The organism is Exiguobacterium sp. s43, assembly GCF_018617255.1.
In the GTDB taxonomy this organism is placed as follows: Bacteria; Bacillota; Bacilli; order Exiguobacteriales; family Exiguobacteriaceae; genus Exiguobacterium; species Exiguobacterium profundum.
Map to the genome: position 1 here is coordinate 247,446 of NZ_JACSJT010000002.1, position 14,563 is coordinate 262,008.

The 14,563-nt window shown below is 48.1% G+C and carries 16 protein-coding genes; 11 read left to right on the forward strand and 5 right to left on the reverse strand.

Features of this window, described 5'->3' with window-relative positions; all coding sequences use genetic code 11:
* The first annotated feature begins 39 nt into the window (after positions 1–39).
* From htpG to ahpF, 4 genes are all read left to right on the forward strand, one after another.
* A complete protein-coding gene (gene htpG / locus KNO79_RS11960; protein ID WP_214691387.1) occupies positions 40–1,908 on the forward strand; it encodes a molecular chaperone HtpG in 1,869 nt (622 codons plus the stop codon).
* Between the two features lie 94 nt (positions 1,909–2,002).
* Entirely contained in the window at positions 2,003–2,800 is a 798-nt protein-coding gene (locus KNO79_RS11965) for an SRA domain-containing endonuclease (RefSeq protein WP_214691388.1), read from the forward strand.
* 333 nt (positions 2,801–3,133) lie between these two features.
* On the forward strand, positions 3,134–3,697 hold the full coding sequence (gene ahpC / locus KNO79_RS11970) for an alkyl hydroperoxide reductase subunit C (RefSeq protein WP_015880295.1): 564 nt from the start codon (positions 3,134–3,136) through the stop codon (positions 3,695–3,697).
* 11 nt (positions 3,698–3,708) lie between these two features.
* Positions 3,709–5,232, forward strand: a complete 1,524-nt coding sequence (gene ahpF / locus KNO79_RS11975) for an alkyl hydroperoxide reductase subunit F (protein ID WP_214691389.1) — start codon at positions 3,709–3,711, stop codon at positions 5,230–5,232.
* Between the two features lie 38 nt (positions 5,233–5,270).
* Here the strand turns inward: ahpF and KNO79_RS11980 are convergent, their stop codons facing one another.
* A complete protein-coding gene (locus tag KNO79_RS11980) occupies positions 5,271–5,672 on the reverse strand; it encodes a hypothetical protein (RefSeq protein WP_214691390.1) in 402 nt (133 codons plus the stop codon).
* Positions 5,673–5,800: 128 nt separating this feature from the next.
* On the opposite strand from KNO79_RS11980, the gene KNO79_RS11985 reads away from it, so the two are divergent.
* From KNO79_RS11985 to KNO79_RS11995, 3 genes are all read left to right on the forward strand, one after another.
* Positions 5,801–6,148: a PadR family transcriptional regulator gene (locus KNO79_RS11985; RefSeq protein WP_074035166.1), complete on the forward strand. Its 348-nt coding sequence runs from the start codon at positions 5,801–5,803 to the stop codon at positions 6,146–6,148.
* Positions 6,135–7,097: an HAAS signaling domain-containing protein gene (locus tag KNO79_RS11990; protein WP_214691391.1), complete on the forward strand. Its 963-nt coding sequence runs from the start codon at positions 6,135–6,137 to the stop codon at positions 7,095–7,097. The genes KNO79_RS11985 and KNO79_RS11990 overlap by 14 nt, the downstream gene beginning before the upstream one ends.
* Positions 7,098–7,175: 78 nt before the next feature.
* On the forward strand, positions 7,176–8,012 hold the full coding sequence (locus tag KNO79_RS11995) for an aldo/keto reductase (RefSeq protein ID WP_214691392.1): 837 nt from the start codon (positions 7,176–7,178) through the stop codon (positions 8,010–8,012).
* A 35-nt stretch (positions 8,013–8,047) separates the two neighbouring features.
* Here the strand turns inward: KNO79_RS11995 and KNO79_RS12000 are convergent, their stop codons facing one another.
* The 4 genes from KNO79_RS12000 to KNO79_RS12015 form a co-directional block, all read right to left on the reverse strand.
* A complete protein-coding gene (locus KNO79_RS12000) occupies positions 8,048–8,860 on the reverse strand; it encodes a MetQ/NlpA family ABC transporter substrate-binding protein (protein ID WP_214691393.1) in 813 nt (270 codons plus the stop codon).
* Between the two features lie 20 nt (positions 8,861–8,880).
* The gene (locus KNO79_RS12005; RefSeq protein ID WP_214691394.1) at positions 8,881–9,543 is read right to left on the reverse strand and encodes a methionine ABC transporter permease; all 663 of its coding nucleotides are present in this window, start codon (positions 9,541–9,543) and stop codon (positions 8,881–8,883) included.
* Positions 9,536–10,282, reverse strand: coding sequence for a methionine ABC transporter ATP-binding protein (locus tag KNO79_RS12010; RefSeq protein ID WP_214691395.1), 747 nt, complete (start codon positions 10,280–10,282; stop codon positions 9,536–9,538). The genes KNO79_RS12005 and KNO79_RS12010 overlap by 8 nt, the downstream gene beginning before the upstream one ends.
* Before the next feature lie 109 nt (positions 10,283–10,391).
* The gene (locus KNO79_RS12015) at positions 10,392–11,132 is read right to left on the reverse strand and encodes a hypothetical protein (protein ID WP_047795752.1); all 741 of its coding nucleotides are present in this window, start codon (positions 11,130–11,132) and stop codon (positions 10,392–10,394) included.
* Between the two features lie 196 nt (positions 11,133–11,328).
* Between KNO79_RS12015 and adhP the strand changes: the two genes are divergently transcribed.
* The 4 genes from adhP to KNO79_RS15670 all read left to right on the forward strand — a co-directional run bounded on the left by adhP (position 11,329) and on the right by KNO79_RS15670 (position 14,560).
* Positions 11,329–12,357 carry an alcohol dehydrogenase AdhP gene (gene adhP / locus KNO79_RS12020; protein ID WP_214691396.1) on the forward strand — a complete coding sequence of 343 codons (1,029 nt, stop codon included), beginning with the start codon at positions 11,329–11,331 and terminating at the stop codon, positions 12,355–12,357.
* Between the two features lie 113 nt (positions 12,358–12,470).
* On the forward strand, positions 12,471–12,896 hold the full coding sequence (locus KNO79_RS12025; protein WP_159563231.1) for a MarR family winged helix-turn-helix transcriptional regulator: 426 nt from the start codon (positions 12,471–12,473) through the stop codon (positions 12,894–12,896).
* 109 nt (positions 12,897–13,005) lie between these two features.
* Entirely contained in the window at positions 13,006–13,533 is a 528-nt protein-coding gene (locus KNO79_RS12030) for a CarD family transcriptional regulator (protein WP_143180210.1), read from the forward strand.
* Between the two features lie 112 nt (positions 13,534–13,645).
* Positions 13,646–14,560, forward strand: coding sequence for a methyl-accepting chemotaxis protein (locus tag KNO79_RS15670; protein WP_159563230.1), 915 nt, complete (start codon positions 13,646–13,648; stop codon positions 14,558–14,560).
* The last annotated feature ends 3 nt before the right edge of the window (positions 14,561–14,563 follow it).

Consider the following 14,563-nt stretch of genomic DNA (forward strand, 5'->3'; position numbering starts at 1 on the left):
ACAGAGTGCCAAAATATAGACATCAAAAGGAGAACGATCATGACAAAAAAACAGTTTCAAACCGAATCGAAACGAATTTTAGAGTTGATGGTCCACTCAATTTATACACATAAGGACATCTTCTTGCGTGAGCTCATCTCGAACGCGAGTGACGCCATCGACAAGATGTATTATCGTGCCCTCTCCGACGAAAGCATCGAATTCAACAAAGACGATTACTTCGTCAAAGTCGAACTCGACAAAGAAGCGCGGACGATCACAATTCGCGATACAGGGATCGGGATGACAGAAGAAGAACTCGAAACAAACCTCGGAATCATCGCAAAGAGCGGTTCACTCGCCATGAAACAGGCGACGAAGATGGAAGAAGACCATAGCCTCATCGGTCAATTCGGGGTCGGGTTCTATTCCGCGTTCATGGTCGCTGACCGCGTGACCGTACGTACTCGCTCGATTGACAGTGATCAAGGATACGTATGGGAGTCCGAAGGTACAGACGGTTATTCAATCGAACCGACAGACAAATTGGACATCGGTACAGAAATCACGCTCCACTTGAAGGCAGACACAGAAGATGATGCGTATTCGTCATTCCTCGAAGAATATGAGATCCGTTCACTCATCAAGAAGCATTCGGACTTCATCCGTTACCCAATCAAACTGGATGTGACGAAACATCGTCAAAAAGAGGACTCGGAAGAGTATGAGGACTACAAGGAAGAAGAGACCGTCAACAGCATGGTGCCGATTTGGCGGAAACGCAAGAGCGAACTCAAAGACGAGGATTATAAGGCATTCTATCACGAGAAGCGCTACGGCTTTGATGAGCCGCTCAAGCACCTTCATTTGAACGTCGACGGGACAATTCGTTATCAATCGATTCTCTATATCCCATCAACGGTTCCATTCGATTACTACACGAAAGAATTTGAGAAAGGGCTCGAGCTCTACTCGAATGGCGTGTTGATCATGGAGAAGTCACCTGACCTCTTGCCAGACTACTTCGGCTTCGTCAAAGGGATGGTCGACTCAGAAGACCTCTCCCTTAACATTTCCCGTGAAATGTTACAGCAGGACCGCCAACTTCGCGTGATCGCCAAAAACGTGAAGTCGAAAATCAAAGGGATGCTCGAGAAGATGCTCCAAAATGAGCGTGAGGACTATGAGAAATTCTATGAGTCGTTCGGTCGCCAATTGAAGTTCGGTGTGTACGACCAGTTCGGCGCAGCCAAAGACGAATTAAAAGACTTGATTCTGTTCCATTCTTCTCATGAGAAGAAACTCGTCTCGCTCAAAGAGTACGTCGAGCGGATGAAAGAAGATCAGAAATACATCTATTATGCGACAGGTGAATCGATTCATCGCATCGACCTCTTGCCACAAGCAGAGCGCTTGAAAGAGGAAGGATATGAAATCCTCTACTTCACAGAAGAAATCGACGAGTTCGCAATCAAGATGCTTCAGTCGTATGACGACAAAGAGTTCAAATCGATTGCGAGCGGCGACCTCGGTCTCGATGACGCGGAAGCGAAGTCGCTCAACGAGGACAACCAAGACCTGTTTACATTCATGAAAGAAGAGCTCGGGGACCGCGTCAAAGAAGTGCGTGCCTCGACACGCCTCAAGTCACATCCAGTCTGTCTGACGGTCGCGGGTGACGTCTCAATCGAGATGGAGAAGATTTTGAACGCGATGCCAAACGGTGGCGGCATGAAAGCGGAGAAAGTGCTCGAAGTGAACGCCGACCACGCCATCTTCCAGACGCTCCAACGTGTGTATAAAGAAGATGAAGCGAAAGCGAAACAATATACAGACCTCTTGTATCAACAAGCCCTCCTCATTGAAGGGTTACCGATTGAAGATCCGGTAGCGTATTCGAATGCGGTGTGTGCGTTGATGGCGGAGTGACGGTGAAGGCAGAGGGAGTCCTCTGTCTTTTTCGTTTTTAATAAAAAAGCATGCTACACTCTATTTAAAGAAAAACCTGGAAGTGAGGTGCTTTATGCTGTTCGAAAAAAACAAAGTTTATAGACGTTCCCTCATTCATGATCAATATGGTGGAAGTCGTCAACGAGGAATCAGTACACCTAACAAACATAAACTTATTTTTATTTTCGATAGTGGGATGGACCAAGAGTTTGGCTATAAGAATGGCTGGAGCGAAGAAGATGGCTTGTTCTATTATAGCGGAGAAGGACAGGAAGGAAATCAAACCTTCTCCTTCGGTAACAAAGCACTTCTCCATCACATCGAAAATGGTGAGGATGTTTATCTATTTGAATCTCTCGGAAAAGGAAATTATCGTTTCGTAGACCAACTTGTTTTGATTGGCTATGATATTCAATTTGGAATCGACAAACATCAAAATCAGCGAGAAGTAATCGTTTTTGCTTTCGAACCTCTCCATGTCGTACAGGAAGAATCTCACGAATATGCAACAACTATGAGGTGCAAGTCAATTGAGGAACTCGAACAAATTGCCAATCGTGACCCGAAGCGTGCGACTGGATTAAGCATGTCGATTCGAAAGCGTCAAGTGAGAGAACAGACAGCGGCCTTATATTATTATGTACTTGCAAGAGCAAATAATCACTGTGAAGCATGCGGTCAAGGCGCACCATTCGATACTGAAAATGGTCCTTATTTAGAACTTTACTCGCTATATAAAGAATCAGATGAAGGATTGGCTCTTCCCGAGCAAGTGATTGCCACTTGCCCTAACTGTCATGCTAGACTACGAAAAAGTCAGGATCGTGCTTTGTATCGAGAAAAAATTATACAGCAAATTTTTCAACCTTAATCTCTGTTTGTGATTAAGGTTATTTTATTGATGTAATTGATAATCCTCTAATTTCTGACGAGAAAATGTAGAACCCTTTCCAAAATATTAGCAACTCTATTCAACATATTTATTTATCGAAATAAGAAAATCGAGAGAAAAATACTGTTTTTAATGTAAACGTTTTCTTTACTTCCGTTAAGCCACATGCAGATAATATGTTGGTACGTCTTATACTTTCAAAGCATGCAAACGCCTTGACAATTTCAGCTCGTTATATGAAGTTAGTATTACATTATAATTATTCTAGTCGAGATAGAAACGCTAGAGTAAAACACAAGGAGGACATAACCCATGTCATTAATCGGCAAAGAAGTACTACCATTCAAAGCACAAGCATTCCAAACAGGTGAGTTCCTCGAAGTTACAGAGAACGACCTCAAAGGTAAATGGAGCGTTGTCTGCTTCTACCCAGCTGACTTCACATTCGTCTGCCCAACTGAACTTGAAGACCTTCAAAACGAGTACGCTACACTTAAAAACCTCGGTGTAGAAGTATACTCTGTCTCAACAGACACACACTTCACACATAAAGCTTGGCACGAAACATCTGAGAAAATCGGAAAAATCGAGTACATCATGATCGGTGACCCATCACACGTCATCTCACGCAACTTCGATGTCTTGAACGAAGAAGACGGCCTCGCAGACCGTGGTACGTTCATCATCGACCCAGATGGTGTCATCCAAACTGTCGAGATCAACGCTGGCGGCATCGGCCGTGACGCGAGCACGCTCGTCAACAAAGTCAAAGCAGCACAATACGTACGCAACAATCCAGGCGAAGTCTGCCCAGCGAAATGGGAAGAGGGTTCTGAAACACTCCGCCCAAGCCTTGACCTCGTCGGTAAATTGTAAGGAGCGATTGCATGTTAGAAGCAGCGATTAAACAACAGCTCGACCAATATCTCCAGCTCATGGAGGGCGATGTCGTCCTCCGTGTGAGCGCTGGGGAAGACAAAGTCTCAAACGAGATGCTCGAGCTCGTCAACGAACTCGCCAGCATGTCATCACGCATCTCGGTCGAACGCGCGACACTCGAGCGTACACCGAGCTTCAGCGTGAATCGTCCATCCGAAGAGACAGGAATCGTCTTCGCGGGGATTCCACTCGGACATGAGTTCACATCACTTGTCCTCGCCCTCCTCCAAGTGAGCGGGCGCGCGCCGAAAGTCGATGCGGATACAATCAAACAAATTCAAAATATCGAAGGCACATATCACTTCGAGTCGTACATCAGTCTCAGCTGCCACAACTGTCCTGACGTCGTGCAAGCGCTAAACGTCATGAGCGTCCTCAACCCGAACATCACGCACACGATGATCGATGGAGCCGCGTTCCAGGATGAAGTGGAAGCAAAAGAGATCATGGCTGTCCCGACGGTCTTCTTGAACGGCGAATCGTTCGGTAACGGTCGGATGTCACTCGAAGAGATCTTGGCGAAACTCGGTACAGGTCCTGACGCTTCTGCGTTTTCGGACAAAGACCCGTATGACGTCCTCGTCGTCGGTGGCGGTCCAGCGGGTGCGAGCGCAGCCGTATACGCGGCTCGTAAAGGAATCCGTACCGGAATCATCGCAGAGCGCTTCGGCGGCCAAGTGATGGACACGATGGGGATTGAGAACTTCATCGGTACTGCTTATACAGAAGGTCCAAAGCTCGTCGCCAGTCTAGAAGAGCACGTCAAAGAGTACGGCATCGATGTCATGAACCTTCAACGCGCGAAGCGTCTTGAGAAAAAGGACCTCGTCGAGATCGAACTCGAGAACGGCGCTGTCTTGAAGAGTAAGAGTGTCATCCTCTCGACCGGTGCACGCTGGCGTAACGTCAACGTCCCAGGTGAGGTGGAGTTCAAAAACAAAGGGGTCGCTTACTGCCCGCACTGTGACGGTCCTCTCTTCGAAGGGAAACGTGTCGCGGTCATCGGTGGCGGTAACTCTGGGATCGAAGCGGCCATCGACCTCGCAGGAATCGTCAAGCACGTAACGGTCCTCGAGTTCGCTCCTGAACTTAAAGCTGACCAAGTGCTACAAGATCGTCTTCACAGCCTCCCGAACGTGACTGTCATCACGAACGCTCAGACGACAGAAATCACGGGTACGGACAAAGTAAACGGCATCTCGTATGTGTCTCGTGAGACGAACGAGTCACATCATGTCGAACTTGAAGGCGTCTTCGTCCAAATCGGTCTCGTCCCGAACACGGACTGGCTCGACTCGGTCGAACGCAACAACTTCGGGGAAATCGTCGTCGACCGTCATGGCGCGACGAACGTCCCAGGTGTGTTCGCGGCAGGAGACTGCACGAACAGCCCCTACAAACAAATCATCATCTCGATGGGTTCTGGTGCGACAGCCGCACTCGGCGCCTTCGACTACATGATTCGCAACTAACAAAAAGACTCGCCCTCTATCATGAGAGCGAGTCTTTTTTATAGTTCAAACGTCTTCCCTGAGTCCGGGATGAATAAAATCGAGTCTCCGCTCTCCGTCTCAAATCGATAGCCCACTCGAGGAGAGAATGGATTCCATTCTTCTCCGGTCGTCGGAACGCTCTCCATGTACTCCACGTCATTGTACATTTTGCTCAACGTCTCTTCTGCCTCAGCTAACGAGTAGCTCGGAATCGAAAGCAAAATCGCCGCCCCTACACTCATCACTCCGACCGACGCCGCCCAAAGAGTCGATGTCGGCTTTCGAAACTGTGCCAAGACTAGCAGCATGATGATCCAGCCAATCGGCACTCCAAACGTCGCCGCATGCCCATACCATTGCTCATTGATCGTCAATAAACTGGCGATCACCACACCTCCAAGAATCCACCACCACTTCATGAACATCACCTCCTCTTTATTATCCCAAAATCAGGAAATGACTCAACATCTTTTATTCACATTGATGTATGATAACTTATAGTGTATGATATACAGTATGAAGATAAACGAATGAAGGAGGCGAAAAAATGTCTGATGTAAAAGCCTCGTTGGTGACGGAGTTGCGGCGCGGCACATTGACGATTGCGGTGCTCAGTCAGTTGAAGACACCCCAATACGGCTATTCTCTCGTTCAAGCACTGCTAGATGCCGATATCAACATTGATCAAAGTACGCTCTACCCGCTCTTGCGTCGACTTGAAAAACAAGGACTCGTCACGAGTTCCTGGGATACGACAGAGAGTCGACCACGCAAGTACTACGTGCTCAGCTCGGATGGGATGGACATTTTGAATGAGTTGTACGTGGAATGGATGAACATGTCGAAAACGTTGACCCGTCTAATTGAAGGAGGAAATGATCATGAATCTTCGTGATGTGTATATCGATGAAGTCACCTCTCGAATCCCAGAGTCGATGCGGCAAGACGTCGCACTCGAATTGGAATCGACCATTGATGACATGACTGGAAATGACCCGTCTGAAGCGGCTTTATTTGAAGCATTGCGCCAACTCGGCGACCCTCAAATCCTCGCTGCTCGCTACGCGAACCGACCACTTTATCTCATCGGTCCTGCTCACTTCACACAGTACGTGAACATCATCAAAATCGTCTTACCGATTGCCGTCACGGTTGTCACCATTCTCTCCATCATCGGTTATTTGACCAATCCCATCGACGACACGTCTTGGAGTCAATTCTTGATTCAAGCATTCCTTCAAACTGGGGCGGCTATTTTCAATGTCGTCGTTCAGACGCTATTCTGGATCACCCTCACGTTCTTCATCATTGAACGTGCTGTACCTGAGGGCGAAGTTCCTTTCTCTAGTTGGAAACCTGAGCAACTCAAGAAGGTAAAACCACGTTCGACCTCGATTTCTTTTGGTTCGATTTTGTTTGACTTTATCGCCACCGTTCTGATGGTCGTATTGTATGTCAACGCCGAGCAGTTGATTCGTGTCGTCACAGATAGTGAATCCTATCCGCTACTCAATGCGTCGGTCTTGGATCAATTCTTCCCGTTTGTCATCGCCCTGGCCGCCTTTGGGATCGCCATCGCCATTTACAAATGGATGGTTCGACATTGGACAAAGCCGCTCGCCTTGTGGAACGCGCTCTTCAATATCGTATGGATTGTCGTCACAGCGCTCATTTTACTGCAACCTGATTTAATTTCTTCTAATGCCCTCTCGTTGATTGCTGAGCAAATCAACGTCGACCTCGAAACAATCAGTCGTTGGGGCGTCTGGAGTGTTTTACTCACCATCATCATCGTGTGTATCCTCGATTTGGCAGAAGGTTTAATCAAAGCGTTTCGACGTTGACCTCACATTCAAACGTTTCATTTCCGATGAAAGTGGAATAGCGGAGAAGAGAACGGATTTTGAATGGGGAGGCATTTGATGGGTATTCCAACAATCAAGTTACATGACGGTTATGAGATTCCGGCCATCGGACTCGGGACGGTTTATTTGAAAGGTGAAGCAGGGGTCGACGCCATCACATGCGCCATCCGGAACGGATATCGACTCATCGATTCGGCGATTCGCTACGATAATGAAGGCGCGGTCGGTGAAGCGGTTCGCCAATCCGGCATCCCGCGTGAACAACTTTTCTTAACATCGAAACTGCGCGCGCAATATTATGACTACGACCAGGCGCTCGAGATGATTCGAGAGTCCCTATATCGAGCGAACCTCGACTATTGGGATTTGTTCCTCTTGCATTGGCCAAACCCGAAACAAGACAAGTACGTCGAGGCATGGCGTGCCTTGATTCAAGCGAAGGAAAACGGATGGATCCGCTCCATTGGGGTATCGAACTTCATGCCGGAGCACCTTGACCGCTTGATTGAAGAAACGGGAGAAACACCGGTCATTAACCAAATCGAGTTACACCCGTACTTCTCGCAAGTCGAACAGCGGCAAGCCGACAAAGAACGCGGCATCATCACAGAAGCGTGGAGCCCGCTCAGTCGCGCTCGCACGGTCATTCATGACGAGAAGATCACCGAGCTCGCCAAACAAAAAGGCAAGAGCGTGTCTCAAGTCATCTTGCGTTGGCACGTGCAGCTTGGTGTCATCCCGCTCGCCCGCTCGTCCAGTGAGTTACACCAAAAAGAGAATCTCGACGTCTTCAACTTCGAATTGACGGATGAAGAGATGGAGACGCTCAATGCGTTGACGAAGCAGGATGGTCGCATCGATGACCAAGACCCGCGAGAATACGAAGAGTACTAAAAAAGATTGAGCCTAGATGGCTCAATCTTTTTTGTTTAAAACGCCGGAATGGCCGTTTCATCATAGTTCTCTTGCAAGAACGCACGGACTTCGTCACTTGTGAGCGCTTCGCCGAGTTTTTGGATCGCTTCGTCATCCTGGTTGTCTTCACGTGCGACAAGCGTGATGGCGAAATCATTCTCGACGCCTTCTGTTAAGAGTGCGTCACTCTTCGGTGTCAAACCGAGCGGTGCAGCGTAAGCCGGTGTCATCAAGACCGCATCGACATCATCGTACGCGCGCGCGAGCATCAACAAGTCGACTTCTTCAAACTTGAAGTTTTTCGGGTTCGATGTGATATCGGCTTGTGTATAGTACGTGCCTTCCTTCTCTCCGAGCTCGATCACATCATGTTGTGCGAGAAGGGAGAGCGAACGGTCGATGTTCGATACGTCGTTGGCGATCGCAATCGTTGCGCCTTCCGGGAGGTCTTCCATGTTGTCATAGTTTTTTGCGTATACACCATAGTTTGCGAAATAAATCGGTTCGATTGGAACGAGATTCGCATCGTTGCTGCGGTTGAACTCCTCCATGTACGGAACGTGTTGGAAGAAGTTCGCATCGACTTCTTTCGCCGCAAGTGCCGAGTTCGGTTGGACATTGTCTCCAAGAACGATAATTTCGAGTTCGATATTGTCTTCTGCGAGCTGTTCTTTCGCGATCTCAAGCATATCTGTCATCGGTGGGATGAGTGATGCGACTTTCAATGTCTGTGGTTCATTTGCTTGTTCCGTTTGTGTTTCTGTATCGTTCCCGCATGCTGCGAGGACGAGTGTGAGTGAGGCCAGAAGTGCCATCAATTTTTTCATATTCATTTCCTACTTTCTGTTTAACGTTTGTCGATGATTCGCGCCACGGTCGTGCCCGTGAATTGAATCAACTGTACGAAGACGAGCATGATGAGAATCATATAGAGCATGAGTTCTGTCTGAAATTGTTGATATCCATAACGGATGGCAAAGTCACCGATGCCACCACCCCCGACGACTCCCATAATCGTCGAGTATGAGATAAAACTGATGATAGATGTAGTCAATCCGAGGACGAGACCGGACCGGGCTTCCACATAAAGAAACTTAAAGATGATGTCTTTCACAGACGCTCCCATCGAGAGTGCCGCTTCGATCACCCCGCGTGGGACATCAATCAGTGACTGTTCGACGAGTCGCGCATAATGCGCAATGGCAATGATGGAGAGCGGCACCGTCGCTGCTGCCGTTCCGATGGCGGTTCCGATAATGAGCCGTGTAAATGGAATCAAAAACACGACGAGTAACAAGAACGGGAAAGACCGGACGATGTTCACGACCAGGTTGAGGACGGAGAAGACGATTTGGTTCTCTAACAATTGTCCTTTACGCGAAAGGTAAAGCCACGTGCCTAACGGCAATCCGACTAGAATCGCGGCGAGAATCGATACCCCGACCATAATGAACGTCTCGGCAATGGACTGCCAAATCTCTGATTGATAGCGGGCCAAGATTTCAGGCATTCGCTTCACCTTCCTCTCGCAACTGTTCGACGAACCAACTTGGATTCTGATCGATGGCGACCACCCCTGTCGGCTCCCTCTCAATCGTCTCATGAACAGATCCGTCTGCCATGACGGTGACGCGATGACAGATTTGACGGATGACATCCATCTCATGCGTGACGAGAACGACGGTGACACCGAGTTGTTCATTGACCGACTGAAGGACACGCAGCACTTCCGCCGTCGTATTCGGGTCGAGTGAAGAGGTCGGCTCATCGCATAGGAGTACACTCGGTTCACTTGCGAGTGCCCGAGCGATGGCGACACGTTGCTTTTGTCCCCCACTCAACTGGGAAGGATATTTATCGCGATACGCTTCGAGTCCAACGAAAAGGAGACATTCCATCACGCGTGCTTCCCATGATGCTTTCGGCCGCTTGGCAAGTTTCAGTGAATCGAGGACGTTATCAAACACGTTCTTATTCGCGACTAGATTAAATTGTTGAAAAATCATACCGATCCGATGTCGCTTCTTGCGTAGTTCCCGATTAGAGAGTTCGGTCAACTGGTCGCCATCGACCGTGACGCTCCCGGCATCCGGTTTCTCCAACAAATTCATCAATCGAAGGAGCGTCGACTTCCCGGCACCGCTCGCGCCGATAATGCCGTAAATCTCCCCTTTTCGAATGTGAAGCGATACATCGTGAACGGCCATCTCTTGTCCATAACGCTTATGGACGGACGACAATGTGATCATGGCAGACATCCTTTCTACATCTCGTGAGTGAGTCAACCGTTTATCATTTTAGCGAAGTAAAGAGTTGATGTCAGTTCATGTGCTCACATGAAAAGAACCGCACTGCGGTTCAAAGTGGATGTCGTTTGAAGTGTTCAGCAATATGCCGTTTCATGGCGTCTCGATTTTCGGCGAAGATGCGATGGCGATGACCGTTCCCACCAGACGGATGTGGAAACCCACTCACTACGCGATCTTGATCCAAGAGCCCTCGCTCAACCAATAATTCCACAGCTCGCCTCACGTTCACGCCCATCGGTAGGATGAGTGCATCTTGAAGATGGGCCATCTCTTCTGCGAAGATTCCTTCTACGTATGGTCGAAACAGCTTTGTTCGAATCATATCCGGGCTCGATCCGTTATAGTTCTTGCCTTTGTAGAAGACCGGATAAGGGAGGACCGCCGTGTTTTGAACGAGATGGTTCGCTGATCCAAACAAATCGAGGGAGGATTCGATCCCTAGATGATGATGTAACTCCAAATCGTCTAGCATCGTCACCAAGTTCTTTCGAATCGGACCGGAAAAACTGCCACGTTGTTTGACGGCTCGAAGCGCCTCTTCGTCTGTTGCATCCTTCAAGTCACGAATCGCCTCAAACGACTGACGCATCTGATACAAGCCTGGCGTGATTCCCGCGATGACGACTTTCGCCTTTGGATTGATGTATTCGAACGGTGCGTAATAGATGTCGAGTTGTTTCTTTTCATCACGGTCTAACAAAAAGTCTTCATTTTTCAACGTCTCTTCTTCTAAATTTGACAGCTGCAAAATCTTTGATTTATATGTGTGAAATAACGCTGTTCGTGTCATATAAATAACACTCCTTTCGTCTACTTTCTCTATCTCTATTCCCCTAAATCTTTTTGTGAGAAAAGTTCATCTTTCAGACAAATGCTATTCAAAAAATAAAGCGCTTTCATTCCATTTTTTGTGCTATCCTGACGATGTGATTGAGAAGGGATTTTTCATCAGGTTTGCTAAATTCTCACAAGGAGTGTGTTCACACATGAAAGCAGTCGTCGTCAATTCAGCAAGCAAGGCCAACATCGAAGTCGTCGAAAAGGAACTACGTCCATTACAAGCAGGCGAAGCGCTCGTCGATGTCGAGTACTGTGGCGTATGTCACACGGATCTTCACGTCGCAGCTGGTGATTTCGGAGATGTCCAAGGACGCGTGCTCGGTCATGAAGGGATTGGGATCGTATCTGAAATCGCCGACGATGTCACGAGTTTGAAAGTTGGCGATCGCGTCAGTATCGCTTGGATGTATCATGCATGTGGTCGTTGCGAATATTGTACGACAGGTCGAGAGACTTTCTGTCGAAACGTTCAAAATGCCGGATATAGCGTGGACGGCGGGATGGCTGAACAAAGTATCGTCGTGGCCGACTATGCCGTCAAAGTACCTGACGGATTGGACCCTGCGCAAGCTTCGAGCATCACATGTGCCGGCGTCACGACATATAAAGCCATCAAAGTTGCCGATGTAAAACCTGGGGAGACGGTCGTCATCTACGGTTGCGGTGGACTCGGCAACCTGGCCATCCAATATGCGAAACACGTCTTCAACGCACACGTCATCGCCGTAGATTTGAACGATGATAAGCTCGAACTCGCCAAAGAGAGTGGAGCTGATTTGACGATTAACCCATCGACTGAAGGAGATGCAGCTGACATCGTACAAGAGAAGTTCGGTGGGGCTCATGCCGCTGTCGTCACAGCCGTCTCAAAAGTCGCCTTTAATTCTGCAGTCAATGCAGTCCGAGCATGTGGGAAAGTGGTCGCTGTCGGTCTTCCTTCTGAAACGATGGACTTGAACATCCCTCGTCTCGTCCTCGATGGAATCGAAGTCGTCGGCTCACTCGTCGGGACACGGAAAGACTTAGAAGAAGCCTTCCAGTTCGGGGCAGAAGGGCTCGTCGTGCCGGTTGTTCATAAACGCTGTCTTCACGAGGTGCAAGACGTGTTCGAAGAGATGGAGCACGGGAAAATCCAAGGACGCATGGTCATCGACTTCAAAAATAAAGACTGCTAATCGGAACGGGGCCTCGTGCCTCGTTTTGTTCTAGATTGACGTTGACGGGGTATAGTTGCTTTTGTATAGTTAGGAACGTCTAAAAGCCGGAAATGAAAGAGGAGTGACTTGATTTGACTCCATCAACGTCAACCCGTCTACTTGATTTATTGTCAGAGCGAAATGATCAAGTTCGACGCATGAGTGAACAATCTTGGAATGAACAAAGTGATATCCAACTCTCGAACTCGGAGTGGTATATTCTCGCGACACTTTATCAGTCGAAAACAACAATTGCCGAAGTCACGCACAGTGTCCATATTTCTCGACAAGCGACTCATAAACTGATCAAGAACCTAGAGAGTAAAGCGCTCGTTCTTGTGACAGACCATCCGCAAAATCGAAAAGACAAATGTATCGAGTTGACCTCCCTCGGTCATACTTGTTATGAGCAAAACGAGACGCTCAAAGCGCAGCTTGAGCAACGGATACAAGAAAGTATCGGTCAAGAAGCGTTCGAACAACTGAAAACTATTCTGCGCGTGGATTGGAAACTATGACCGTGTCGGCTTGAAGGCGACACGGTTTTTCATATGCATACATGGACAAAAACGTCAACCGAGTTGACATTTCATCTTCTGAATGACTATGCTTATAGGTAAGGAAGAGGTGATCGACTTGTTTAAAACTGGAGACTTAATCATCTACTCGACCCATGGCGTATGTCGCATCGACGACATTTCGGACAAAACGGTCGCAGGAGAGACGAAATCGTACTATACGCTTCACCCCATCAACAACTCACAAAAGTTGCAGATCAGCATTCCCGTCGACAATGACAACGTGATGATGTTGACGTTACTCGAAGCAGATGAGGCATCAGAGATTTTAGAGTCGTTCCGCTCACCTGGCGTGGAATGGAATCCGCATTCCAACAACCGCAATCGTGAATTCTTGAATGTCGTGCATTCAGGAAACCGTCATGAGATTGCCCAAGTGGTGAATACATTGAGCCGTAGACAAATCGAGGCACTTCAAGCGAACAAAAAACTATACGAGCAAGATCGTAAGATTTTAGAGAACGCCAAAACGATTTTGGTGAAAGAGCTCTCCCTTGCCCTCGAGCGTTCAGAGAGCGACATCGAGCGCACGATTGGCGAGTACTTACATGAAAGCATGGCGACACTCACACCTTGACCTCTTCCAGTGGAAGTGGTCTTTTTTTGTTCTATTAAAATAATATACTTTTTTTTACATTTTTCAGGTATCCTAAAACAAATATACCTTATGATATAGGGAGGATGTTAGGATGCAACTGCACTCTAGTACGACCCATGTCACCGACACGCACGTCGTTCGGGCAATCGAAAACAATCTGGCCATCATTCGCTTTGATGAAAATCGCCGCGTCGCCTACGTCAATGAGATTTTTGCCAAAACGATGGGGTACGAAGTCAAGGAACTGATGGGACGCCCCCATCGTGATCTTTGCTTGCCCGAGTTCGCGAACAGTCCCCAATACGACCTGTTTTGGCGTAAGCTCATGCAAGGGTTGAGTTATCACGACAAGATTGAACGACGTGCCGCTGATGGTCATAGTGTCTGGCTAGAGGCGACCTACATGCCGATCTTCGATGATGCCCACCAGAACGTCATCGGCGTCTCAAAGATTGCAGCCGATATCACGTCACGGCAACAAGACGTACTCCACATGGCGAATAATCTTCAAGAGACGTCTGAATACTTATCTGCCCAGTCCCAAATCGGGAAACAAGACGGAGAACACGTACTCGAAAACGTCAAACTGATTGAACAAGAGTCGACTCAAAACCTAGAGCATTTACATGCTCTCCAACAAGAGGCGAAAACAATCACGGATATTGTCCGAACGATTCGTGAAATCGCTGCCCAAACCAACCTTCTCGCACTCAATGCCGCAATCGAGGCGGCACGCGCAGGTGAACATGGACGCGGCTTCAATGTCGTCGCGACAGAGGTGCGCAATCTTTCAAACAAAGTCTCACTCTCCATTACAGAAGTGAACAACAACATTGAAGGCATTGTGAAACGCATCGATGACGTGTCGATGAGCATCGGACGAATTTCTCATAAAGTCAAAGATAGCTCGGGACAACTCGAGCATACGGTCCGAGAGTTCGAAAAATTAGCAGATTCAGCCGCTACACTCGAACAGCAGGCAAAGACGTTTCTCAAAATGGTATGAGCG